Here is a 22,308-nt window from a genome sequence, read left to right as displayed (position 1 = left end):
TGGGGCAAAAATGAGAAATAGGGGCACCCCCAACGGGCACCCCTATTTAGCAAACAAGAATGTTCACTAAATCATTTACTTACGCTTCGATGGAAAGAACATCAGGCCTAGACCGATCGCAACGAGCCAGGAATCCTTGGCCAAGGAAAGACCAGCCTGGGAAGGGCGGATTCCGTCAGCTTCAGTATTCTCATCGTTGTTGAAGTACATCGTCATCAGGCCCGCGCCAAAAGTGGTCAGCGCAGCACCCGCAAGTCGGCTTGGAATAAACGGTGCCAACAGGGCTCCGCCAACACCGATTTCCGCGATGCCTAGGTTTCGGGCAAAACTGTCCGCAGGCAATTTCTCGATAGCCTTAATGCCCGAGGTAGCAGCTTGATGAAGACCGTGAGAAACTTCAGCTGGCAGCTGCAGCTTGCCAACGCCAGAATTAACAATGAGCGCACCGGGGATTGCTCGGAGAGCGATTTCAGAGATGGACATTATGTCCCGCCTTTCGTAAATAACATCCTGTCGCTGGCTACCTTAACAACTTTTTGGTGACACAGCACCTATCCATTTTCGATTTAGCCCGAGTTGCGCAGTGCAGTAGACAGACCATTCATAGTCACCTGAATTGTCTTAGACACTAGGAATGAATCGTCGCCTGCACGATAGCGACGAAGCAATTCCAGCTGCACTGCGTTCAGAGGCAAGAGGTACGGGTAACGGCGCTTCAAAGAGCGAGCTTGACGCTGGTTTTCGGAAACCAAATCCTCGTTGCCCGTCACACGCAGGTACACCGAGCGAGAGAGCTCAAACTCATCCGCAATCATCGTGTAGATGCGATCAGCGAGCTCCTTGTCATCGACAAGATCCGCGTAGAGACGCGCCAGCGAGATCTCAGCCTTGGCCATAACCTGCGCCATATTGGAGAACACAGTTCGGAAGAATGGCCACGTGCGGTACATTTCGCGCAATTCCTCCCAGCGTGACTCGTCGTCGCCGGCCCACTCGCTCACTGCAGTTCCCACGCCAAACCAGCCTGGAATGTTGGTCCTAGACTGCGACCAAGACAGTACCCATGGGATTGCGCGGAGATCCGAAATCGCCGTGGTCTGCTTACGCGCAGCCGGCCTTGAGCCAAGGTTGAGATCACCGATCTCGTGCAGAGGGGTCGACTGGGTGAAATAGGTGATAAAGCCTGGATCCCCCACCAACTCTTGGTACTTCTTCCCGGAAAGATCAGCAATCTCTCGCATCGTGGCGTAGGCACGCTCAGGCGCTTCGATCCGCTCAGTGTCCGTAAAGGATGCTTCCAACGCGCCGGAGACAAATGCTTCTAGGTGTCGGCGCGCAGTATCCGGCGACCCGTACTTGGCCGAAATCACTTCGCCCTGCTCGGTGATACGCACCGAGCCAGAAACCGCGCCCTTGGGCTGAGCCAGGATCGCATCATAAGTAGGGCCTCCGCCACGGCCCACGGCACCGCCACGTCCGTGGGACAGGCGCAGCTCAATACCGTACTTGTCAAACAGCTCCACCAACTCGCGCTCGGCGTCATACAGAGCCCAGTTGGCAGCGAGGTAACCGCCGTCCTTATTGGAATCCGAGTAACCCAACATAACTTCTTGGACATCACCGCGATCGCGCAGGTGCTCACGGTACATCGGTACATTCCACAGCTCTTCGAGGATCTTCGCGCCCGACTTCAGGTCATCAATAGTCTCAAACAGCGGAACTAGGTTGAGCTGGGTCAAGCCCACCTCTTTGAGCAGAACCATCGGCTCCAGAATGTCGCTGACGGCTCCGGTCATCGCAATGATGCAGTTCTGAATCGTACGCGGGCCAAAATTCTTCACGGCCTTGGCTGCCGCGCGGAAGATACCCAGTTCTTTCTCGGTGTCAGGGCTCAAGCCTTCGACATCAGGAAAGACCAGCGGGCGGTTTCGTTGGATTTCCGCGATAAGCAGTTCTTGTTTTGCGGCTTCGTCCAGGGACGCGTAGTCGTCGCAAAGCCCTGCGGTGGCAAACAACTCGGAGAGGACCTTTTCAAACGACTCAGAGTTTTGGCGAATATCCAGGGTGTACAGGTTGAAGCCGAAGGTGCTGACTGCCGAGCGGATGCGTGCGAGGCGATCGTCCGCGATAACGTCGTCGTTGAACTGACGCAGCGACCGATCGATCACATCGAGGTCGCGCAGGAGTTCAGCAGGCTTGGAGTACGGCTCGTACCCAGCCGCATCATCGAGGTTCGCGGTTGCACGGACTCGGTTGCGCACGCCAAAGATCGCGCGACGGTAGGGCTCATCGACGCGCGACGGCCAGTCATTCTTGCCGGACTCGGCAAGCGTAAGGAGTTCGCCCGAACAGGATGAGTAGCGGTCGGACAAGCTGAGTTCGCGCTCGAGCTCCCCCAGCTCGGTCTCGTAGTGATCCAAAGCGGTCGCCGCGGCGCGCTCCGTGGCGTAGGTCAAAGTCTCCGCATTCACATAGGGGTTGCCGTCATGGTCGCCCCCAATCCAGGAACCGGTACGAACAACCGACACTCCCTGCAGCTGCAGACCAAAAGCTTCCTTGGCACCCTTACGAATCGTGCGGTTCAACGCTGGCACCTGATCCAAGAGAGACAGCTTGTAGTAACGCAGCCCGACATCGACTTCATCTTCCAAAGTGGGGCGCGAGATACGGATCAGCGCAGTCTGCCACAGCAGGGTCATGCGCAGGTAAATCTCTTGATCAATCTCTTCCAACGCCACAGCATTGGTGATGGAATGACGCTGCTTGAGTAAAGACTTGATGCGGGTCTGAGTATCGAAAACGGTGCGGCGTCGTGTCTCCGTAGGGTGTGCAGTTAAAACCGGCGAGATTTGTGCATTACGAAGCACATCGGAGGCCTGCGCCGGTGTCACCTTCGACGCCTTGAGCTTTGCAAAGTCTTTTCCAGCGAAACCTCGGCAGGAACCGACTCGTCATCAAGGTCCTCAGCCAGGTTTGCTAGCAGCGCGAAATAGCTAAACGAGCGCGCAACCAAGTTCGCTTTCGTGATGTCCAGGTCCCGGAAGATAGCGAGCAGTTCGCGAGCATCAGCATCCCCGTGCGCCACATCAAACGCGGTCCGGCGCGTTGATTCCACGAGCTCAAAGATGTCTTCGCCCTCTTGCACCGCAATCACATTGCCAAGGATGCGACCTAAGACTCGGATATCTTCGTGAACTTGCTCTGCCATGAGCTCGCCTTTCGTCAAAATGATCTGTGATATCCCTCATAACATAGACGGCTTTTTGTTGTAGCGCACGCGAAAAGTGAACGTTGTTAAGGCAACTTTTGCAAGTACCCCCACTTAGGTAGACAAAAAGCGCCCTCGCAGCACTTTAGGCTGCAGGACGCTTATCGACGATGGCGCAATCGGTTTACTTAGCGCCGATTTCTTCCATTAGGTGATCAGACTCATCCGGGAAGATGAACTTGTAGGTAAAGCCTGCGATCGCAGCACCGATCAGTGGCGCGACGATGAAGACCCACACCTGGGACAGAGGCTCTGCACCTGCAAACCACGCGACGCCAAGGGAGCGCGCAGGGTTGACCGAGGTGTTAGAGATTGGGATCGAGATCAGGTGGATCAGGGTCAGCGCGAGGCCAATGGCGATCGGCGCGAATCCCTGTGGCGCACGACGATCAGTCGCGCCGAGGATGACATAAAGGAACAGTGCGGTGAGGACGATCTCTGCGACCAGAACCGCGCCCAGGGAATAACCGTCAGGAGAAAGCTCGCCGTAACCGTTCGTCGCAAAGCCAGACTCGGCTGCGGAGAAACCCTCCTTGCCGTTCGCGATGATGTAAAGGACGCCACCTGCCAGCGAGGCACCGACAATCTGGGTGATCCAGTACGGAAGAACCGCGCCAGCTTCGACGCGGCCTGCCAGGAAAGCGCCAAGGGTAACAGCCGGGTTGAAGTGACCACCGGAGATGTGACCGACAGCGTATGCCATTGTCAGAACGGTCAGACCGAATGCGAGGGAGACACCGAGGAAACCGATGCCCATGTTGACGTTCGCATTGTCGCTAGCAAGAACGCTTGCTGCGAAAATTGCGCTGCCACAACCACCGAAGACTAGGCCAAAAGTACCCAGCAGTTCGGCACCTAGGCGCGCAGCCATTGATTCGTGCATTTAGAAGCTCCAATCCTCATCATGTGAGCGCGATTGCCACGCCCAACTGTTGGGAGACAAGATGACCTTACAACATTTCTCCACATACATAAGTACTTGTCGCTTCCACCGAACCACAAATCTTTCGCAAATACAGGTTACGGCGTGAGCATAACCTTGATAGCTTTGCGCTCATCCATCGCTTGGTACGCCTCGAGCGCTTGGTCAAGCGGAAGAGTCAGGTCGAATACGTCGCCTGGAGTGATCTCTCCGGAGTAGATCCGGTCCACCAATTCGGGAAGGTATCGGCGCACCGGTGCGGGGCCACCGTGAAGATGGATCAATGCACCAAATAGTTCTGCTCCGCGCAATTCAACACCGTGGGACACACCGACGAAGCCGAGGGAGCCTCCGCGTCGGGTCGCGCGGATTGCCTGGTGCATCGCTTCATTGGACCCCACCGCCTCGACGGTGGAATGCGCGCCGTATCCACCAGTCATCTCCACGACCTTGTCCGCGAACTCGTCGCCACGCTCCTCCACGATGTCCGTCGCACCGAAAGCCTTGGCCAACGCCTGTCGCTGTGGGTTGCGGGAGGAAATGATGATGCGCTCGGCACCGAGCGCTTTGGCACCAAGCACAGCCGACAGACCCACTGCTCCATCGCCGACCACCGCGACAATTTTGCCCGGTCCGGCAGCTGCTGCATCTGCGGCGAACCAACCGGTACCTAATACGTCGGAGGCGGCCAGCACGTGGCGTAGCTGTTCGGGCGTCGGCGCTGCAGGCAACTTGACCAAAGTGCCGTCGGCCCAAGGGATGCGCGCATACTCGGCTTGGGTACCAACTCCGCCCATGAATTCACGATTGATGCAGCCGGAAGGGTCGCCGTCAACACAAATTTCACAGTTCCCGCAGCTTGCGACGAAGGAACCGACGACCCAGTCCCCCACTGCGATGTTCTTAACTTCGGCCCCGATCTCAGACACAACACCGACATACTCATGTCCCATTCGGGCCCCTGCGTCCACTTTTTCAAGTCCCCGGAACGGCCACAAGTCAGAGCCACATACGCAAGCGGCTTTGACTTCGATAACGGCATCAGTTGGATTTTCAACCGTGTCCTGTTCAACTTCCTCGACACGAATATCGCCGGGGCCGTGAATGATGACAGCGCGCATAGGGACTCCTTAAATAAAATATAGACGTAGTTTCAGCGGTGCTTTTCCGCCGAGACTACGCCTAATGGAGAGACCGTGTTGGTGTTCTAGAGCACCATCGCTGCGACCCAGCCCGAGATGATCAGGGGAATGTTGTAGTGCAGGAAGGTCGGAATCACTGTGTCACGAATGTGATCGTGTTGACCATCCGCGTTCAAACCAGAAGTTGGCCCAAGGGTGGAGTCCGATGCCGGCGAACCTGCATCACCGAGGGCACCAGCCGCGCCAATAATGGCGACGGTGGCGGCTGGGGAGAATCCCATCGTCATACACAGCGGCACGTAGATCGTCGCTATGATTGGCAATGTAGAAAAGGACGAGCCGATTCCCATGGTGACGATCAAGCCGACCAAAAGCATTGCGAAGGCCGCTGCTCCCTTGCTGCCTTCAAACAGGTTCGCCGACGCAGTCACCAGCGATTCGACCTCGCCAGTAGCCGACATCACGGACGCAAAGCCCTGGGCGGTAATCATGATAAAACCAATGAGTGCCATCATCTTCATTCCGCCCGTGAACACATCATCGGCCTCGCGCCAGCTCACGCCACCGGTGAGCAAGAAGATGGACAGACCGACGAGCGCACCTACCAGCAGCGAGTCTGCTTCGGTGCCGATCGACTGCATGACAACCTGGACCAGGAACGTAGCGACGATCGCGACCAGAGCCACGATGATCTTGTAGCGCGAAATCGGCTCGTCTTCCTTCTCCTCCGCTAGGCCCTGGATTGGCTTATCTGCGTAGATGCGCGGCTTGCGGTAGGAAACAAAAACGGCGATGAGCAGGCCGGCGACCATGCCCAGCGCAGGGATGGTCATGACAGACAAGATGTTGATGTTGCTGACATCCATCCCGGCCTTTTCGATGTTGCCCAAAAGGATGTCGTTCAAGAAGATCGAACCAAAACCGACGGGCAACCACATGTATGTGGTGACAAGGCCGAAGGTCAGAATCGAAGCGATCAAGCGACGATCAAGCTGCAGTCTGTTAAACACCACCAGCAGTGGCGGGATCAGCAAAGGAATGAAGGCAATGTGCACAGGGATCAGGTTCTGCGACATGATCGACATCGCGAGAATTCCCAGGAGAAGACCCCACTTTGTAGCGGTGACAGCACGGCTCTTCGTAGTTTCGTCAGTGACCCCGACGCGACCAATCAACCATTCCGCAAGGACGCGCGGCAGCCCCGAGGCAGCCACTGCCATGGCGAAAGCACCAAGAAGTGCGTAGCTGAGGGCGATCTTTGCGCCACCTTGCAGGCCCTCTTGGAAGGCGACCATCGTGCCTTCAAGACCCATTCCGGCCAGGAGGCCACCGACGAGAGCACCAATAAACAGGGACAATACAACGTGTACGCGAGATACAGAGAGGATCAGCATCACAAGGACTGCGATCAAGACAGCATTCATGGCAATGACATTACTGGCTGTGATCTAGCTGGGTAAAACCGTGTGAACATCTGTGGGCAGACCTCACGAGGACTCGGCGCGAAGATGGTCGTCGATTAGCGGATTATGCTCAACCCAGTAGCCTGCGAGGCCTCTTCCATCGACCCTAAGTCAGTGACGTTGTCAAAGCCATTTTCTTCGAGGAGTGCCACGGTTTGCGCTGACCGATTTCCGGAACGGCAATACACCATATATTCAGCATCGGGATCGAGCTGCGAAATTTCTGCCTCAACTTCTCCAGAGTTGAAGTCGAGCAACCGTGAGTTTTCCAAATAGCCGACGGAATCGGCTTCCGCTGGGCTGCGGGCATCGATGATGATCGTGTCGTCGTCGATAGTTACTAGGGCAGTTGGCTCAGAAGAACAGGCAGCCAGCCCGACAACAGTCAGACCAGCCGCAAGGGCTACGGACAGGGAACGGAACATGTGATGCCTTTCTATCGGGCGGTCGGAGCTGGGCAAACCCCGCCCGCGCAGTATTGAGGTGCTTCTTTGGAAAAACGCGCCTGGAGTACACAGCCAACGCAAATGCCAAAGGACGTCTCTAAGAAGAGGAAGACGAGACACACGCTGCAAAGCGCAAGAGTAAGAGACAGAGGGGCGGACAGTAGTCCCATTCCTAGACACGAGATCGTCGCCAAGCTAAACCCGAGCCACCATGCGAATTTCTTTTGTGGCGCACCTACCCATTCGGGCTGCTGATTGCGTACTGCTAACCTGCCGAGGAACATCGACGGCGACCAGCGGTCCCCCAATGTCACGCGAATTAGCATGTCCAGCATGAAGATCATTCCGAACGGCTGCAAGGGCTGTATCGACTGTTTGAAGTAAGCGTTCGCGAATGCGATTCCGCCACAGAGGAAAAGGATTCCGGCGGACGCACGAACTGCACGTTCGTTGATCATCGGAATCTCATAACCCGGAAGGCGGATACCGATCTGCCTGGAGCCAGGGACGGAAGACATGAGGGCCTTTCTTTCAGGACGCGGATTTTTCGCCCGGATCAGCTTTTCCGCGAGGTGAGCACGGTCCAGCCACCACTATACCCACGGGGGTATGTAGATTGTCAATGCGATTACCTGGGAAAGATGGATCCCCAGCTCGACCCCAACCCCTCAATCGCCCCGGGGACCAACCCACCATCTCCACAAGCACCAACGGAGACAACGCCGTTAACGATTTTTACCCCACTACCGCAACCCGCTCCCGCCCACGCCATTTCCACCTTGAAGTTTGCACGAAAATTCGCCTCGACGACCAGCGGCCCATCACACACAACGCTGCGCACTCTGACTAGTTCAGCGTCCCCCTCGATCCCCGCCCACGACAGAAGTTGGTGTGGAGCGTGAACCTGCACATCCTGAAGTAGGGCGGCGACAGCGTCGGTGAGCTCGTGGGGTGCCGTCCTCACTAAATCACCCCACCGAGGATCCGGATTCGTAATGTGGTTGTGAAAGGGTATTTCGAGCTTTGCGTCACCCTGCATCCCCGCAGCTAACCCAAGCGAGACCGTCAACGATATGGGGTCCCGCCCATCAGGAACGAAGACGGTCACTACTACGTCGCCACTATCCATTCCGCGGGTGGAGACTGCTTTCTCCAAATGTAGGCCGATTGCATGCGCCGGAACCCAGGCAGGCATCTGGCTAGCGTCCACAGCCCGCGGAACAGTCAGAATATTGAGCTCGGCCGAGTAGCGCACGGAGCCAATCAGATGGTCGGCAAAGTTGCGCCATTTCAGGTTAGATTCCCAACCACGAGAAATATCACCCACCTCATTGCGATATCCAGGAACCCCCGCACAGTCGATATAAACAAAGTCATCGAGGACCTCATCATTTTCACGAATGATATGGTTTGCCACCTTCTTGCACAGTTCATGCCACGGCGAGCCGAGCACGATCACGCCCACCTCCTCCAACGGCGGTAAAAGCCTGTCGAGTTCGTCTATTCCGTATGTCCACGATGTTTGCTTCGTGCTTCAACGAATATCAGCGGCACCCGACACCGAGGCCACAAAATTGGAACGTTCGAGCGATAGTGTCCACTACAAGCAAGAATTCCGCTTGAATGCCTATTAGTGCCATCTCAACTACTGATCGTTCGTAGTGGAGGTACAGAAAGTCTCCCACCGTAAGGAATCAGCAACCACTACAAGCCAGGCCTCTTTGGGGATTTCCAAAATTACCCCCTTGCCCCACACCTCAAATAGTGTAGCCTGTGACACCGGCCATACGAATAGCGATTCGTAGCACTAGTTAGGATAGGGCACGCGTCCCCCGTGATCGTCGGTAAGCACCACTGCCCTAATCACCACACAACATCATCCCTGGCCCGCGCATTAGCAACTTAAGTATCTTGCCGAATGAATAAACAAGGAGTAATCCCCATGTCGTACACCAGCCCTTTCGCAGAAGTGACCATCCCAGAGGTCGATGTCTTTACCCATATCTTCGGCAACCTGTCTGAGGAAGATGCCGCGCGCCCTGCGATTACCGAAGTAAACACCGACACCACCATCACCTACGGCGAGCTGCGCGATCGTGCATTGTCTGTCGCTGGCGCTTTGGCTCAGCGCGGCATCGGTAAGGGCGATGTGGTCGCACTCCAGATTCCAAACTCGATCAACTACGCCACCGCGCTGCTTGGAATCGCACGCTCTGGCGCGACCGTCTCCCCACTCGGCGCCCTACTCAACCGTTCCGACCTTGAGAACCTGCTCAAGCTATCCGGCGCGAAGCTTTACATCGGTACCACCGACGTTGAAGAGATGCCGCAGATCTTCTCCGGTGAAATCCCACCCCTCGCAGCTAAGGGCTTCGCCGCACCAGACGTGGACATCTCCCCGGACGATCTGTTCGCGATTCCATTCTCCTCCGGAACAACCGGAGTGTCTAAGGGCGTGATGCTGACTCACTCCAACATCGTGTCCAACATCGAGCAGACCGGTCACATGTTCATCGAGAACGAAATCCCTGACCACTCCAACTTCTTGTGCCCACTGCCTTTCACCCACATCTACGGCATGACCACCCAACTGCTTTGCCAGCTTGCACATGGCCACCAAGTATTCAGCATGCCGAAGTTTGACCTCGACGCATTCTTGGGCGCGCACTCGAAGCACAAGATCGTGATGACCTTCATCGCTCCACCGTTGGCGGTTGCGCTGGCTAAGCACCCAGCGGTGAAGAAAGAGGACTTTGAGTCGTCCCGCCTCATGATCTCTGGTGCAGCCCCACTGGACAATGAGTTGGCCCGTGCGGTCGAACAGCGCCTAGACACGAATCTGGTGCAGGGCTACGGCATGACTGAAACCTCGCCCGTTACCCACGTGGGCCTTAAGGGCAAGAGTCAGCCAGGCTCCATCGGTTTCGTGGTACCGAACACCGAGTTCAAGATTTTCGAGCTCGAAAGCAACAACGAGGTTCCGGAAGGCGAACCAGGCGAGCTGACCATCCGCGGACCTCAGGTGACCAAGGGCTACCTGAACAACGAAGAGGCAACCCGCGAGGCTCTCATCGGCGATGGCTGGCTGCGCACCGGTGACATCGCACGAGTCGACGACGACGGAACCGTCTACATCGTCGACCGCGCGAAGGAAGTCATCAAGTACAAGGGTTACCAAGTCGCACCGGCTGAGCTCGAGGCACTGCTGCTCACCCACCCCGACATAACCGACGCTGGCGTTGTCGGCGTTTACCGTGACGGTCTTGAGATCCCGCGCGCGTTCGTCGTCAAGCGTGAGGGCGCCGAGCTCACCGAAAGCGAAATCATGCGCTGGGTAGCCGAGCGTGTCACCCCTTACAAGAAGATTCGCGCTGTGGACTTCATCGACGAAATCCCGAAGAACCCAACCGGTAAGATCCTGCGTCGCGAACTGCGCGATATCCCGTTTGAAGGCTAGTCGGAAATAAAAAGGCCGCTCGTTCTGGTCCAGAACGAGCGGCCTTTGGTGGAGCTGCCGGGAATTGAACCCGGGTCCTTCATCACCGTGCCAGGGCTTCTCCGTGCGCAGATTGCGCGCGATCTCTCATCGACCCTCCGGTTCGGGCAAACACGACCGGATGATGGGCCCAGTCAGTGAGAAAGTCCCTACCTAACGCACTGACACGCTAGGCAAGCAAGCCTCTTAAGTCGATGCCAGGGTCCGAATGCGAGGCTCACTCGGTCTGACAGACACGCGGCGCTACTTAAGCAGCGAGGGCGTAGTCACGCTGAGAGTTCTTCTCTGCGTTTATTGTGTTGCTGCGACGCTCACGGTGGTCTCCAGCCTGCACCGGCACGCTTCCCCTGGCTAAGTCAACGAAGTCGAAACCAAAATCAGCCCCATTGCCTGTGGCGGGATCATGCAATCTCCACAGGAGAGATAACTTTACCGCACTGCCCCGCCGAGCACAAGACCCGACGGACGCACAGAGATCTCGTCCACCGATGCGTCCTCACCCATGTCCACCGCCAGACGCACCGCTCGGGCGACCGATTCCGGTGTGGCATACAGCGAGCCGTCGTATCCCGTGGCACCCATGTCCTTTTGCAGCTGCACCTGCATGTCCGTGTCCACGCGCCCTGGGTGCACGGATGTCACCCGCAGTCGCCCCTTTTCCTCTACTCGCAGCGCATCGGTAAACGCGCGCAGGGCAAACTTCGTGCCGGAATACACCGCAGCTTTCTCGCCCGAATGAAAGCCCGACCCTGAATTAATAGCCACGACGAGGCCAGTGGTTCGTCGCAAAGCAGGCAGCAGTAGGCGCGTCAGCTCCGCCACGGCGAATACGTTCAGCTCAAAAGCTTCGCGCCATGTGCTTAACGACGACCCCTCCACCGTTTCCCACGGGCACACGCCAGCCGAGTGAACGAGCACGTCCAACGATTCAATCTGTGTGGCAGCCTGGGCAAGCGCGGCCGCGTCGGTGAGGTCCACTTCAAACGGCTCGGCCGATGGCAGCGTGGCCACTACTTCGGAGGCGTCACGGGTGGCACCGACCAGCACGTGGTGGTCGCGACCGAGGTCCTCGGCTATAGCGCGCCCGATCCCTCGGGAAGCACCGGTGACTAACGCGGTTTTCATTCCAGCCATCCTTTCAACACCACGGCGTGATTGATGTCGCGGTCCTTGGCTGCAAACAATAGGGTCACGTCGCCTGCTTTGGCAAGGTCTCTTAGCTTGTCAACGTCCGCATTGCCTTCATCCAGCTCTGCGCAGTAGCGGCGGGAAAACTCATCGAAACGCTCGGGGTCGTGCCCAAACCACTTGCGCAGCTCCGGAGAGGGCGCAGCGTCTTTGAGCCACAGATCAACCTCAAGATCGGTCTTGGCCACGCCACGCGGCCATAGTCGGTCCACCAGCACAGAGGTGCCTTGGACTTGCGCCGAACCGTCCAGCACGTCGTGGACCTTGGCTGTATAAATCACGCCTTGATGCCCTTGAACTTCTTACCCATCTCGCGAGCGATTTCGCGGTCCTCAGTGCGACGCTTAATGGTTTCGCGCTTGTCGTAGTCCTGTTTACCCTGCGCCAGCCCGAGCTCCACCTTGACTAGGCCTTCTTTGAGATACATGGACAGCGGCACCAAGGTGCGGTTGCCGTCGCGCAGCTTGCCTTCAAGCGAGTCGATCTCGCCGCGGTGGAGCAACAGCTTGCGCGTGCGGCGCGGCGAGTGGTTGGTCCACGATCCCATCGAATACTCCGGGATGTGGAGATTGCGCAGCCAGACCTCGCCGTTATCGATCGTCGCAAAGGCTTCTACCAGCGAGGCTTTTCCCTCGCGCAGTGACTTAATCTCGGTGCCGACGAGCACGATCCCACATTCGTAGGTGTCCAGAATGTGGTAATCGTGCCGGGCTTTCCGGTTCGACGCGATAACAGATCGGTCTTGCTTTTTCTTTTTCTTTGCCATAACGCCTAACAGTCTACTTGCGCACGTACATGCGCAAAGTCGCCTGGGCGACGATGCCTGCCAGCATGATGCCGACAAGCGAAACAAGCGGCATGGTGGTCCACACTGCGCTGTCCGGCAGCTTCGACACCAACTGGGAGGCGTAAAGATCGTTCATCATCGGATCGACCAACTGAGTCTTGCCCAGCCATACGCCCAGGGTTGCAAGCACGCCACCAATCAGTACCGACAGCGCTGCCTCCAGCACGAACGGAGCCTCGGTGAACCAGCGCGACGCGCCGACCATGCGCATAATCGACATCTCTTCACGACGGTGATACGCCGCAAGCTGCACCATGTTACCGATCAGGAAGATCGCCGCGATCGCCTGCACCGCTGCCACCACAAAGGTCCCATTACGGAAAGCATCGAGGTTATCGGCCGTGGTGCGCACGCCTTCAGCCTGGTCAACGACAAGCTCTACCTGTGGCAGATCGCGCACAGCATCAATCGGAGCGACATCGGTAGGATCCTCAAGCCGCACATGCAGCGTCGCTGGCAGCGCGTCCGGGGAGGTCTCCTGCACCAGGATCGGGTCGGTCTGCCCGAACAGCTCGACAAAGCGATCATAGGACTGCTCGCGGGAACGGAACGTCACCGACTCCACGCCGTCATCGCCGTCCAGCGAATCACGCACTTCCAAACATGCCGGGCTGGAGCAGTCCTTATCGTTTGCCGAAATCTCCTCGTCCAGCTCAATCATGACCTCGACGCGGTCCAGATACAGTTCCTTCGTATCCGAGGTGACCTGCGAAATCAGAATGCCTGTGCCCACCAAAGCCAAAGAAATCGCGGTGGTAATAATCAGCGCCAGTGACATCGTCAGGTTGCGCCCTAGTCCGCGGAAAGCCTCGCGGAAAACATATCCAAGATTCATAGTCGGCTCTTCCTAATCGTTGACGGTTCCGTAGACGCCGCGCTCGTCGTCACGCACAAGCTTGCCCAAGTGCAGCTCGATCACGCGCTGGCGCATATCGTTCACAGCGCGCGCGTTGTGCGTTGACATCACAACAGTGGTTCCGGTGCGGTTGATACGCGCGAGCAGCGCCATGATGTCATCTGCAGTTGAGGGGTCCAAGTTGCCGGTGGGTTCGTCGGCAAGCAGCAAAGGAGGCTTATCGACGAATGCACGCGCAATCGCCACTCGCTGCTGTTCACCGCCCGAGAGCTCGTTTGGCATGCGCTTCGCCTTGGATTCCAGACCGACCAGCTCCAGCGCTTCCGGCACAAGCTTTTTGATGCGGTTCTTCGGCTTGCCAATAACTTCAAGAGCAAACGCTACGTTGTCGTACACGTTGAGCTTTGGCAGCAGGCGAAAGTCCTGGAAGACGTAGCCAATGCGTTGGCGCAGCTTGTTGATTTCCCTGCCCTTGAGCGTGTTGACGTGGAATTCGTCGAAGAAAATATCGCCATCAGTGACGTTTTCCTCGCGAATCATCAGCTGCAGGAAGGTTGATTTTCCCGAGCCCGAGGGGCCAATGAGGAAGACAAACTCTCCCTTGTCGATCTCAAAGGAGACGTTGTCTAACGCTGGCCTAGTCGAGGTGGGATAGACCTTGGTTACGTTGGAAAATGTGATCACGCCTGTCCACCCTAGCCGGAGCGGTGGGACAGGAGAAACTAAAGTTACGGCCTCACGCTAACTCTCAGCGTTTTCTTCGGCCATCCGCCAGCGAATGCCAGACTCCAAGAAGCCGTCGATGTCTCCGTCGAGAACCTTTTGCGGGTCATTCACCTCGAAGTTGGTGCGCAGATCTTTCACCATTTGGTACGGGTGGAGCACGTAGGAGCGCATCTGGTTGCCCCACGACGCGTTTCCACCAGCACCCAGCGCATCCATCTCGGCCTTTTCTTCTTGGCGCTTCAATTCCAAAAGCTTCGACTGCAAAACAGCAAGCGCCGAGGCCTTGTTCTGGATCTGCGACTTTTCGTTCTGACAGCTCACCACGATGCCGGTCGGAAGGTGAGTGATGCGCACCGCCGAGTCCGTGGTGTTTACCGACTGTCCACCTGGACCGGACGAGCGGAACACGTCGACGCGAATATCGGCATCTGGGACATCAATAGAGTCAGTCTTTTCCACCACCGGAAGCACCTCGACCTCTGCAAACGACGTCTGCCGCCGGCCCTGGTTATCAAACGGCGAGATACGCACCAGGCGGTGCGCTCCCTGCTCGACTGAGAGCTGGCCATACATGTACTCTCCGTGCACCACGAACGTTGCCGACTTAATACCGGCCTCTTCCGCATAGGAGATGTCGTACACGTCGACCTTGTAGCCGTTCTTCTCAGCCCAACGGATGTACATGCGCATCAACATCTCAGCCCAGTCCGCAGCATCCACTCCCCCGGCGCCCGAACGGATATTGATCATCGCCTCACGCTGATCGTATTCGCCCGACAGCATCGTGGTCACTTCCAAGGCCTCGATTGCTTTCGTCAGTTCAGCGAGCTCGTCTTCTGCCAACGACGCATCGCCCTCTTCTTCGGCAAGCTCGAACATGACCGGGAGATCGTCGACACGCGTACGCAGGTTTCGCACCTTGCGCAGGCGGCCTTGCACGTTCGACAGCTCAGTGGTGATCTGCTGAGCGTGGTCAGGGTCATCCCAGAGACTCGGCTCCGCGGCCTTCTGCTCCAATTCGCGTACCCGATCAGACATCTCGTCGAGGTCCATCACCTTCTCAATGGTGGTCAACGTCGAATCAAGATGCTCAATCGTGGAAGTGGTCTCTGGCTGCATGTGCGTTGATCTTACCTGCCACCCCTCCCCCGAAGCACACCGCAATGGCCCATAATAGAAAGCATGCGTCCCACCACAGAAGAATTCATCGCCTCACATGCCCACTCCACCGACCTCGAACTCGCGCGCGACCTTGTCGAGTACGCCGGCTCGTTGGCACTCGAGATGCGCGATGCCGGTGTAGCCACGGATTTCAAGACCTCTATCTCTGACGTTGTTACCGACGCCGACCGCGCCGCCGAAGAGTTCGTAGCCCGTGCGCTCGAGGCATTGCGCCCCGATGACGGCATCGTGGGCGAAGAAGGCACGGCCAAGCACTCCGCGAGTGGCAAGACCTGGATCATCGACCCCGTCGATGGCACATACAACTTCGCCTCCGGATCGGACTACTTCTGCTCCGCACTCGCTGTGGTGACCGGCGAGCCTTCTGCCCCGGATGAACTGTTAGTCAGCGCCGTCAATCGCCCCGCGTTGTCCACGACGTGGCTGGGTACTCCTGACCAGGCCACCGTAAACGGAACGGCCTTGCCGCTGCTCGAAGACGCTCCACTTTCTACGCTCAGCGTCGCTTCCTACTTGCACCCAACTTCGATGCAGGTCGACGACATCCGTGAGACCTGGCTGCGCGTAGCCCAAGGTGCAGCGACGATCCGCATGTTCGGCGCGGGTTCCATCGACCTAGCAACTGTTGCCGCGGGTGGCGTCGGCGCGTGGATTCAACATTCGGTGGCTGATTGGGACTGGTTGCCAGGCAAGATTTTGGTTGAAGCGGTCGGTGGCGCAGCAGTGAAAGTTGATGCCGGCGGGGTTACCTGGTGCGTCGCGGGCAATAAACAGGCGGTCGCTGACATCACTTCGGCCCTGGAAAATAGCTAAGATCGGTACCCATGAGTAACTACGCCGATGATCTGGCCCTCGCTCTCGAACTCGCCGAGCTCGCCGATTCCATCACAGCCGAACGCTTCGAAGCCGCCGATCTAGAAGTCAATTCCAAGCCGGACATGACCCCAGTCTCCGACGCCGATCTCGCCGTCGAAGAGGCCATCCGCGAAAAGCTTTCCGACGCCCGCCCCAACGATGCCCTCCTCGGCGAGGAGTTTGGCGGCGAACCGGTCCTCGAAGGCCGCCAGTGGATTATCGACCCGATCGACGGCACCAAGAACTTCGTCCGTGGCGTTCCAGTCTGGGCTACGCTCATTGCGCTGCTCGACGACGGCGTCCCCGTAGTCGGTGTCATCTCCGCTCCCGCGCTGGCACGCCGTTGGTATGCATCGCAGGACGCGGGCGCTTGGCGCACTTTCAAGGGCGAAGGGCTAAAGCGCCTGAATGTCTCCGGCGTGGAAACTCTCGACGACGCTTCCTTGGCGTTCTCTTCCCTAGAAGGCTGGGCTACCCGCGACCTGCGCGATAAGTTCATCGAGCTCACCGACAAATGCTGGCGTTTGCGCGGCTACGGCGATTTCTTCTCTTACTGCCTCGTTGCAGAAGGTGCCGTAGACATCGCTGCGGAGCCCGAGGTTTCGCTGTGGGACTTGGCCGCGCTGAGTGTCCTCGTCACAGAGGCCGGCGGTCGCTTCACCTCCATCGCTGGCGAAGACGGCCCTCACAGCGGGGACGCTGTGGCCACCAACGGTCTGCTGCACGATCCGGTGCTGGATTCGCTGCGGTAGGTCGTCGCCGAGCAGCAGATCCCGAACGGCAAAACCCGAACGCCCTGGATGCGCTCCTTCGTGGAGTTCGCGCGTCCAGGGCGTTCGGGTTCTCTGGTTCGGGTTTTACTGAGAGGCTACGACGAAGCCCTTGCCCGGCGCGCCCGAGTTGTTCATATCCGAAATCACGGAGTCCATGCGCGCACCTGCAGTCGGAGCGTGCAATGCGCCCTGCAGCGGAGTCACGCACTGGACGTTGAAGGGTGTTGGCAGCACCCCACCGTTGACCATGCCCACTAGACGACCATCGCGGTACAACGGTGCGCCGGAATCGCCCACCATCGAACACACGTGGTTGATCTGTAGATCCTTGGAGGTCACGAAGGTCACGCCACAGGTCTCATTCGATGCGACGCCCTTCTTGCACACGCGCTCGCCTGGTTGTGGCTCGCCTCCGACAGAGTTCACTGTGACACCGTTGTATGTGTTGGTCACCTCGGCGTTGGAACCGAACTCGATTACGGAGTAGTCAAGGTAGTCATTGCGATGCACCACAGTGCCGGATGGGCCAACCTGCCACGAGTCAGCCGACGATACGCTATCCCCCACCTCGCCACAGTGGCCTGCAGTGATACCGATCTTGCGACCCTGCTCATCGGTGCCGGCGACGGTCAATGTGCACATGGTATCTTCGCCAACGTAGATCGGGGTACTCGGACCATAGAGAGAATTGCCACGGCTCATTGCTTGGTTCGACTCTTCCGGCACGCGAGGGGCATCAAACCACGAGCCATCCACACGATGCAGCACATTTTCCTCGAACGGCTTGCCAGCCATGACTTTGGACACTGGGTCATTGCGCCAGACGTAGTTCTGGTTCGTGGTCACTGGGAGCGGCTCGGGGACAGTGTCCATGCCCACAGGCTCTGGGTTAGTCATACTGTAGCTTTCGGCAGCTACCTCTTCCGGGGCCTCTACCGGAGCGACGATTTCTTCAACTGTGACTGGTTCCTGCGGTAGGAACTGGTTCACAGCCTGGTCGATGGAGTCAGTGACAGCCGCGTCTACCTGTGGGATTTCGATGCCGAACTGCGCTGCGTCGTCGCGCGCCTGCTCAACATACGACGATGAGTCCATCGGCGTGACAGATAGCTCCGGCAATTCCGGAAGCTCAAACGGCAACCCCGCGGAACTTTGCGCCGAAGCGATCGGGCTAGCAGCTGTGACCAGGCACAATGTTGCTGAGATGGCTAGAGTCCGAAGCGTTGTACGGCGCAGCATCGTTTGAGTTCTCTTTCTACACAGATTGAAATTTTCATGCCCTCCGAAGGCACTAAGTTCAGTCTGCCACCCGCCCAAAGCTTAGGAAGCTCTTAGATTGGGTTTGTATCCGAATCGTTGTACTCGGCCTATTCCGTCACCCGCGCGTCATTTTATGTACACCCGTGTGCATTTTCACTTCACTTCCAGTAGATCCACTTGAATGAACAACAATCACTTGCGTCACATCGTCACCGCGACAGCTTGTGTCGCGGCACTGTCCTGGACCCCAGCTGTTGCCACCGCCGATATTTACCGCGACATCGTCGATGCATCCAGTCAGAACTCAGATTCCTCTCAATCCTCCATAAACACAGGCACTGGTGCGCTAGCACTCATGGGGTCATCCCAGATCCCGATGCCCGAATTCAACGTTGAGCTTTCCGACGAGTACCCCAAAACCATCGATGAGTCGATCACGACCACGGAAATCGTCGATAAGCAAGTGACTGCTGGGAGTCGCTGGGAGCGTTGGACCATTGCTTCTCCAGCAATGAAGCGCAACGTCTCTGTGCAGATTTACCGCTCGGCCGACACGGATGCCCCGGCGCCTATGGTGTACATGTTGGATGGCATCAATGCGGAATACGAAAGTGGTTGGCACGTACAAAGAAGAGACATCGATAGAGTCTTCGGTGCAGAAAATGTGACACTTGTGATGCCTACCGAAGCCCGAGGCTCGCTTTACGCCGACTGGCAAAAGCCAGACCCCGAGCTTGGTGTGAACAAGTGGGAAACGTTTATCGTCGATGAACTCGCACCACTTCTCGAAGCAGAGGAAGAGCTGAATTTCAACGGCAAGCGAGGGATCGGCGGTCTTTCTATGGGGGCGAACGCAGCAGTCCATCTTGCTAATGACAATCCCGATGTCTTCGATGGTGTTTTCGGACTCTCGGGCTGCTACTCACCAACTAGTCCGATCGGTAGCCAGATGGTCAGCCTTATCGTGACCTCACGAGGAGCCAGCACAGACAACTTGTGGGGCCCGTTTAAGTCCGAGGATTGGATTTCCCACGACACCGTGCTCAGTCCGAAAGGGCTCCGCAACCAAGCGGTGTACCTCTCTACGGGAAATGGTGCCCTCACCCGAGAAGAGCGCGCACTGTACGACAAGCAAGAAAGCCCGTTTAGCATGTCCAACGGCGTCATGCTTGAAGCCGGCGTCCTATCGTGTACCAAGGATCTCGATGCCTCGATGCGTAGCGAAGGCATGACACATCACCGCGTCGATTACAGCGACCATGGTGCCCACAACTGGATTACATTCCTTGAGCACCTTCAGCCAGCTTGGGACCACGTGAAACCGGCTCTGTACTAAATCTCGGTTAGCTCATCCACCCCACCCGAGAAATACGCAACCCAGTCACGGGATTTCGATTTCGTGACTAGGTAGTTAAGCTTTTCCGAACGCTGGCCCGGGAGCTTTACGACGATTCCTTCAGCCTGCCCGCCTACGTTCAAAGTCCTCGAAAGTCCTCGGTGGGGTGCTGCCTTTCAATCTGGTTCGTCATCAAGAAAACCCCCGCCAGAATGGTATCTGGCGAGGGCACGTCACTGAGAAAGTGGGGAGTTTTTACACGTCGTGGCCGTGACCATGATCTACATGATCCTGGTTGGAATCATTTGCCACCATAACTGCCAAGACGATGCCTACGATGGTTTGAATAACGGTAAATGCCGTATTCCAGCCAACCTCACCGGTCTGCATGTTATGGAATGCCGCGAAGATACCCATCAAGATACCGATCAATGCAAAGATAAGGATGACTTGGCGCGTGCGTGACATTGCTCTTTCTCCTCTGACTTGAGCTGACTAAAACTCGGAAAATTGACTGCTGATTCAAATTATATCTAAAAGATATGTCTTTTTCTCTGTTCTAGGAGGCAATGTGGCATAAACGTCATATGAATACGAAAAAAGGCCCCTCTCCGCAATGGGACGGTTTTGGGTTACACCCCAAAAATCGTTTGGGAAACTGCTAGAGATGAACGATCCCCGCTGATTTTCAGCGGGGATCGTTTGTTTTTATCTCTTGCCCCGGGGCTCGACCGCCCCTCCAGGCAGCTTCACGGCCCCCTTACACCGCCTCGCTCCACTTGCGGGCATGGCAGATCACCAGCACTCCACGGGATCGCTGGTGGTCGGGTTCAAACATGTAATTCTTCACGTTTAGGCCGCCATCCCGTCGGACGTATCGTGCGGAGGCCCATGAGGTTTCCCCACCGGCGACGACGTACCGGGCGGAGATGGCGGTGTCGTCACCGGCGGCGGCGCCGTGAGGTTAGCCGCTACCCGGTGCAGGAACTGCGCGATCAAGGAGAGGATCACGCTAATGACCCCCAGCGCGGTGAACATCCACGCGGCAGCGAAGCCACGCACCAGACGACGAGTGTGATCACCAATGGAGGCACCCCGGCCGTTCTTAAGGAGAGCGTTACGCGTCTCGATGACGTTACGGAAGGTTGCGAATATCTCCCGCCACTCCGCAGTCTGATATGCCGGCCCGGTCTGACGATACTTCATCCCCTCGCTGTGAGGAATGCTCACCGACGTCGAATTGTCACAGCACTTACGACGATCCTTCGGCAGCTGGGCCGGGAGAATGCGGGGCAGCCTCTTCTTCTTGGCGTCACCACGCTCTGAATTTTGAGCGCGCGGACAGTAGACCGTCTTGCCTGATCCCCGGGCCGGACACATGAACGCCATCGACGTATCCGTGTCGTCGGCACCTTTACGACGCATCGCGTACAAGCGCCGCCGCTCGATACGGTCGTCATAAGTCTCCTGGTCGATGCGCCCAGCCTGCTTATCTTCCGTGGCGTGAATGAGATGATCCGGAAGGGCCGGGCAATACCACTCGCCCTCCACCAGTTTCATCGACTCGAACTCATGGGTTTTGCCCAGCTTGTCCTCGGGGTAGTCACCCACCAGCGTGTACCCCGCATGACGCAGTGGCTCGTGGTAGTTCTCTACTCTCGCATTAGGGAAATAGGCTCTCTCACCGACAATGATGCCCTTATGCACGTCGTCGTTACCTATGAGATGCCGAATGGCCTCCAGGGCGCGGACAGCCGGGTCATGACCGGGCCTGTCCATGGACATGGCGTGAATCAGATGCGGTTGGCCATGCTGTCCTTGATCAGTCATCACGCCAGCGACAAGGGTGGCTTCGTAACCCCATCGCACCTCGTCCTTGGTTTTTGCCAGCGCTGCCCGGGTGCCCTTATGGTCGCCGTCACGCACGTGCCACCCTCCCTCAGGGGCACTGGAGACAAGATCATCTGGACGCAGGTCCTTGCGCGTTCCGCGCTGGGAGCCGGCAATGAACGTGCCGTCCACAGCGAGGTCACCGGACCAGTTGTCGCGGTAGTGCTGGGGCAGTTCCTCCATCGACGCCGCAATGAGCCTGTTGAAGAACTCCGTCGCTCTAGCCCAGCACAGTTTCTCGCGGTCCTCGTCGTGCTCAGCCATGATCGCGTCATATTCCTTCTTGGTGAGCCTGCGCCAATGCGGGAGGTCATTGAAAGGATCAATGGGCTGAAGCACTCGTTTCAACGCTCGCCACAACCTGTTGTACCAGCGCTGCGAGGTGATCTCATAGGCGTCGCCGAGGGCGCGCGCCTCTCTACGCGCAGGCAGGCCCAGCGACTCCAGCGCTTTATCAGTGGTGTCCGGATCAGTCAGTAAGTCAGTGCATTGTTGGAGGTGCAGCGGTTTTCCGGAGGTAACCACGATGAGAAAAATGATGAGTATTGCGCGATCAGACACGACCGCAGGCCGCCCACCCCGGCTGGGATCATAACCGTCCTCGGCACGCCACTGCGCTAACAAGTCACACGCCCCGGCCCCGTCGACGATGGCACCG

At 57.5% G+C, this 22,308-nt stretch carries 20 protein-coding genes, 1 other RNA gene and 1 pseudogene; 4 read left to right on the top strand and 18 right to left on the bottom strand.

The genetic code is table 11. The annotated features are described in order from the left end of the window. Positions 1-75 precede the first annotated feature (75 nt). From QP027_RS02760 to QP027_RS02725, 8 genes and pseudogenes are all read right to left on the bottom strand, one after another. The gene (locus QP027_RS02760) at positions 76-483 is read right to left on the bottom strand and encodes a hypothetical protein (protein ID WP_284825812.1); all 408 of its coding nucleotides are present in this window, start codon (positions 481-483) and stop codon (positions 76-78) included. Between the two features lie 83 nt (positions 484-566). Beyond that, positions 567-3,208 (bottom strand): annotated as a pseudogene (gene ppc, locus QP027_RS02755) (phosphoenolpyruvate carboxylase). A gap of 184 nt (positions 3,209-3,392) precedes the next feature. Beyond that, positions 3,393-4,151 carry an aquaporin Z gene (gene aqpZ, locus QP027_RS02750; protein WP_284825810.1) on the bottom strand — a complete coding sequence of 253 codons (759 nt, stop codon included), beginning with the start codon at positions 4,149-4,151 and terminating at the stop codon, positions 3,393-3,395. A 137-nt stretch (positions 4,152-4,288) separates the two neighbouring features. Next, positions 4,289-5,311, bottom strand: coding sequence for a zinc-binding dehydrogenase (locus QP027_RS02745; RefSeq protein WP_284825809.1), 1,023 nt, complete (start codon positions 5,309-5,311; stop codon positions 4,289-4,291). A gap of 86 nt (positions 5,312-5,397) precedes the next feature. After that, the gene (locus tag QP027_RS02740) at positions 5,398-6,756 is read right to left on the bottom strand and encodes a Na+/H+ antiporter family protein (RefSeq protein WP_284825806.1); all 1,359 of its coding nucleotides are present in this window, start codon (positions 6,754-6,756) and stop codon (positions 5,398-5,400) included. A gap of 95 nt (positions 6,757-6,851) precedes the next feature. Next, positions 6,852-7,220 (bottom strand): rhodanese-like domain-containing protein, encoded by a 369-nt coding sequence (locus QP027_RS02735; RefSeq protein WP_284825805.1) that lies wholly within the window; start codon positions 7,218-7,220, stop codon positions 6,852-6,854. An 11-nt stretch (positions 7,221-7,231) separates the two neighbouring features. Then, positions 7,232-7,759: a DUF4395 domain-containing protein gene (locus QP027_RS02730; protein WP_284825802.1), complete on the bottom strand. Its 528-nt coding sequence runs from the start codon at positions 7,757-7,759 to the stop codon at positions 7,232-7,234. A 110-nt stretch (positions 7,760-7,869) separates the two neighbouring features. Continuing rightward, the gene (locus QP027_RS02725; RefSeq protein WP_284825801.1) at positions 7,870-8,700 is read right to left on the bottom strand and encodes a hypothetical protein; all 831 of its coding nucleotides are present in this window, start codon (positions 8,698-8,700) and stop codon (positions 7,870-7,872) included. 483 nt (positions 8,701-9,183) lie between these two features. On the opposite strand from QP027_RS02725, the gene QP027_RS02720 reads away from it, so the two are divergent. Then, positions 9,184-10,698, top strand: coding sequence for an AMP-binding protein (locus tag QP027_RS02720; RefSeq protein ID WP_284825799.1), 1,515 nt, complete (start codon positions 9,184-9,186; stop codon positions 10,696-10,698). 46 nt (positions 10,699-10,744) lie between these two features. On the opposite strand, the gene ssrA is transcribed toward QP027_RS02720, so the two are convergent. The 7 genes from ssrA to prfB all read right to left on the bottom strand — a co-directional run bounded on the left by ssrA (position 10,745) and on the right by prfB (position 15,473). Beyond that, positions 10,745-11,122, bottom strand: a transfer-messenger RNA (tmRNA) gene (gene ssrA, locus QP027_RS02715). Between the two features lie 44 nt (positions 11,123-11,166). Beyond that, entirely contained in the window at positions 11,167-11,862 is a 696-nt protein-coding gene (locus QP027_RS02710) for an SDR family oxidoreductase (protein ID WP_284825798.1), read from the bottom strand. Further along, entirely contained in the window at positions 11,859-12,206 is a 348-nt protein-coding gene (locus QP027_RS02705) for a DUF488 domain-containing protein (protein ID WP_284825797.1), read from the bottom strand. Before QP027_RS02705 ends, QP027_RS02710 begins: the two co-directional genes overlap by 4 nt. Further along, on the bottom strand, positions 12,203-12,691 hold the full coding sequence (gene smpB, locus QP027_RS02700) for an SsrA-binding protein SmpB (protein ID WP_284825796.1): 489 nt from the start codon (positions 12,689-12,691) through the stop codon (positions 12,203-12,205). Before smpB ends, QP027_RS02705 begins: the two co-directional genes overlap by 4 nt. Before the next feature lie 13 nt (positions 12,692-12,704). Beyond that, complete coding sequence (gene ftsX, locus QP027_RS02695; protein ID WP_284825795.1) at positions 12,705-13,607, bottom strand: permease-like cell division protein FtsX; 903 nt, start codon at positions 13,605-13,607, stop codon at positions 12,705-12,707. 12 nt (positions 13,608-13,619) lie between these two features. Beyond that, positions 13,620-14,312 (bottom strand): cell division ATP-binding protein FtsE, encoded by a 693-nt coding sequence (gene ftsE / locus QP027_RS02690; RefSeq protein WP_284825794.1) that lies wholly within the window; start codon positions 14,310-14,312, stop codon positions 13,620-13,622. A gap of 57 nt (positions 14,313-14,369) precedes the next feature. Beyond that, on the bottom strand, positions 14,370-15,473 hold the full coding sequence (gene prfB, locus QP027_RS02685) for a peptide chain release factor 2 (RefSeq protein ID WP_284825793.1): 1,104 nt from the start codon (positions 15,471-15,473) through the stop codon (positions 14,370-14,372). A 63-nt stretch (positions 15,474-15,536) separates the two neighbouring features. On the opposite strand from prfB, the gene QP027_RS02680 reads away from it, so the two are divergent. Both QP027_RS02680 and hisN read left to right on the top strand, forming a co-directional pair. Further along, positions 15,537-16,349 carry an inositol monophosphatase family protein gene (locus tag QP027_RS02680; protein WP_284825792.1) on the top strand — a complete coding sequence of 271 codons (813 nt, stop codon included), beginning with the start codon at positions 15,537-15,539 and terminating at the stop codon, positions 16,347-16,349. Positions 16,350-16,360: 11 nt separating this feature from the next. Next, on the top strand, positions 16,361-17,143 hold the full coding sequence (gene hisN / locus QP027_RS02675) for a histidinol-phosphatase (RefSeq protein WP_284825790.1): 783 nt from the start codon (positions 16,361-16,363) through the stop codon (positions 17,141-17,143). Positions 17,144-17,248: 105 nt separating this feature from the next. On the opposite strand, the gene QP027_RS02670 is transcribed toward hisN, so the two are convergent. After that, positions 17,249-18,403, bottom strand: a complete 1,155-nt coding sequence (locus QP027_RS02670; RefSeq protein ID WP_284825789.1) for a S1 family peptidase — start codon at positions 18,401-18,403, stop codon at positions 17,249-17,251. Between the two features lie 202 nt (positions 18,404-18,605). On the opposite strand from QP027_RS02670, the gene QP027_RS02665 reads away from it, so the two are divergent. Beyond that, positions 18,606-19,760, top strand: a complete 1,155-nt coding sequence (locus QP027_RS02665; RefSeq protein WP_284825787.1) for an alpha/beta hydrolase — start codon at positions 18,606-18,608, stop codon at positions 19,758-19,760. A 255-nt stretch (positions 19,761-20,015) separates the two neighbouring features. Here QP027_RS02665 and QP027_RS02660 read toward each other — a convergent pair whose 3' ends face one another. Continuing rightward, positions 20,016-20,228 (bottom strand): hypothetical protein, encoded by a 213-nt coding sequence (locus tag QP027_RS02660; protein WP_284825785.1) that lies wholly within the window; start codon positions 20,226-20,228, stop codon positions 20,016-20,018. A gap of 384 nt (positions 20,229-20,612) precedes the next feature. Further along, the gene (locus QP027_RS02655) at positions 20,613-22,211 is read right to left on the bottom strand and encodes a hypothetical protein (protein ID WP_284825783.1); all 1,599 of its coding nucleotides are present in this window, start codon (positions 22,209-22,211) and stop codon (positions 20,613-20,615) included. Positions 22,212-22,308 lie beyond the last annotated feature (97 nt).

The organism is Corynebacterium breve, assembly GCF_030252165.1.
GTDB classification, from domain to species: domain Bacteria; phylum Actinomycetota; class Actinomycetes; order Mycobacteriales; family Mycobacteriaceae; genus Corynebacterium; species Corynebacterium breve.
The sequence above is the reverse complement of the archived record's forward strand: the minus strand, read 5'-3'. Positions and strand labels throughout refer to the sequence as shown.

Excerpts from the sequence above, each read along its gene's own strand:
- QP027_RS02760 (WP_284825812.1), bottom strand. The coding sequence starts at position 483 with ATGTCCATCTCTGAAATCGCTCTCCGAGCAATCCCCGGTGCGCTCATT.
- aqpZ (WP_284825810.1), bottom strand. The coding sequence starts at position 4,151 with ATGCACGAATCAATGGCTGCGCGCCTAGGTGCCGAACTGCTGGGTACT.
- QP027_RS02745 (WP_284825809.1), bottom strand. The coding sequence starts at position 5,311 with ATGCGCGCTGTCATCATTCACGGCCCCGGCGATATTCGTGTCGAGGAA.
- QP027_RS02740 (WP_284825806.1), bottom strand. The coding sequence starts at position 6,756 with ATGAATGCTGTCTTGATCGCAGTCCTTGTGATGCTGATCCTCTCTGTA.
- QP027_RS02735 (WP_284825805.1), bottom strand. The coding sequence starts at position 7,220 with ATGTTCCGTTCCCTGTCCGTAGCCCTTGCGGCTGGTCTGACTGTTGTC.
- QP027_RS02730 (WP_284825802.1), bottom strand. The coding sequence starts at position 7,759 with ATGTCTTCCGTCCCTGGCTCCAGGCAGATCGGTATCCGCCTTCCGGGT.
- QP027_RS02720 (WP_284825799.1), top strand. The coding sequence starts at position 9,184 with ATGTCGTACACCAGCCCTTTCGCAGAAGTGACCATCCCAGAGGTCGAT.
- QP027_RS02710 (WP_284825798.1), bottom strand. The coding sequence starts at position 11,862 with ATGAAAACCGCGTTAGTCACCGGTGCTTCCCGAGGGATCGGGCGCGCT.
- smpB (WP_284825796.1), bottom strand. The coding sequence starts at position 12,691 with ATGGCAAAGAAAAAGAAAAAGCAAGACCGATCTGTTATCGCGTCGAAC.
- ftsX (WP_284825795.1), bottom strand. The coding sequence starts at position 13,607 with ATGAATCTTGGATATGTTTTCCGCGAGGCTTTCCGCGGACTAGGGCGC.
- prfB (WP_284825793.1), bottom strand. The coding sequence starts at position 15,473 with ATGCAGCCAGAGACCACTTCCACGATTGAGCATCTTGATTCGACGTTG.
- QP027_RS02680 (WP_284825792.1), top strand. The coding sequence starts at position 15,537 with ATGCGTCCCACCACAGAAGAATTCATCGCCTCACATGCCCACTCCACC.
- hisN (WP_284825790.1), top strand. The coding sequence starts at position 16,361 with ATGAGTAACTACGCCGATGATCTGGCCCTCGCTCTCGAACTCGCCGAG.
- QP027_RS02670 (WP_284825789.1), bottom strand. The coding sequence starts at position 18,403 with ATGCTGCGCCGTACAACGCTTCGGACTCTAGCCATCTCAGCAACATTG.
- QP027_RS02665 (WP_284825787.1), top strand. The coding sequence starts at position 18,606 with ATGAACAACAATCACTTGCGTCACATCGTCACCGCGACAGCTTGTGTC.
- QP027_RS02660 (WP_284825785.1), bottom strand. The coding sequence starts at position 20,228 with ATGTCACGCACGCGCCAAGTCATCCTTATCTTTGCATTGATCGGTATC.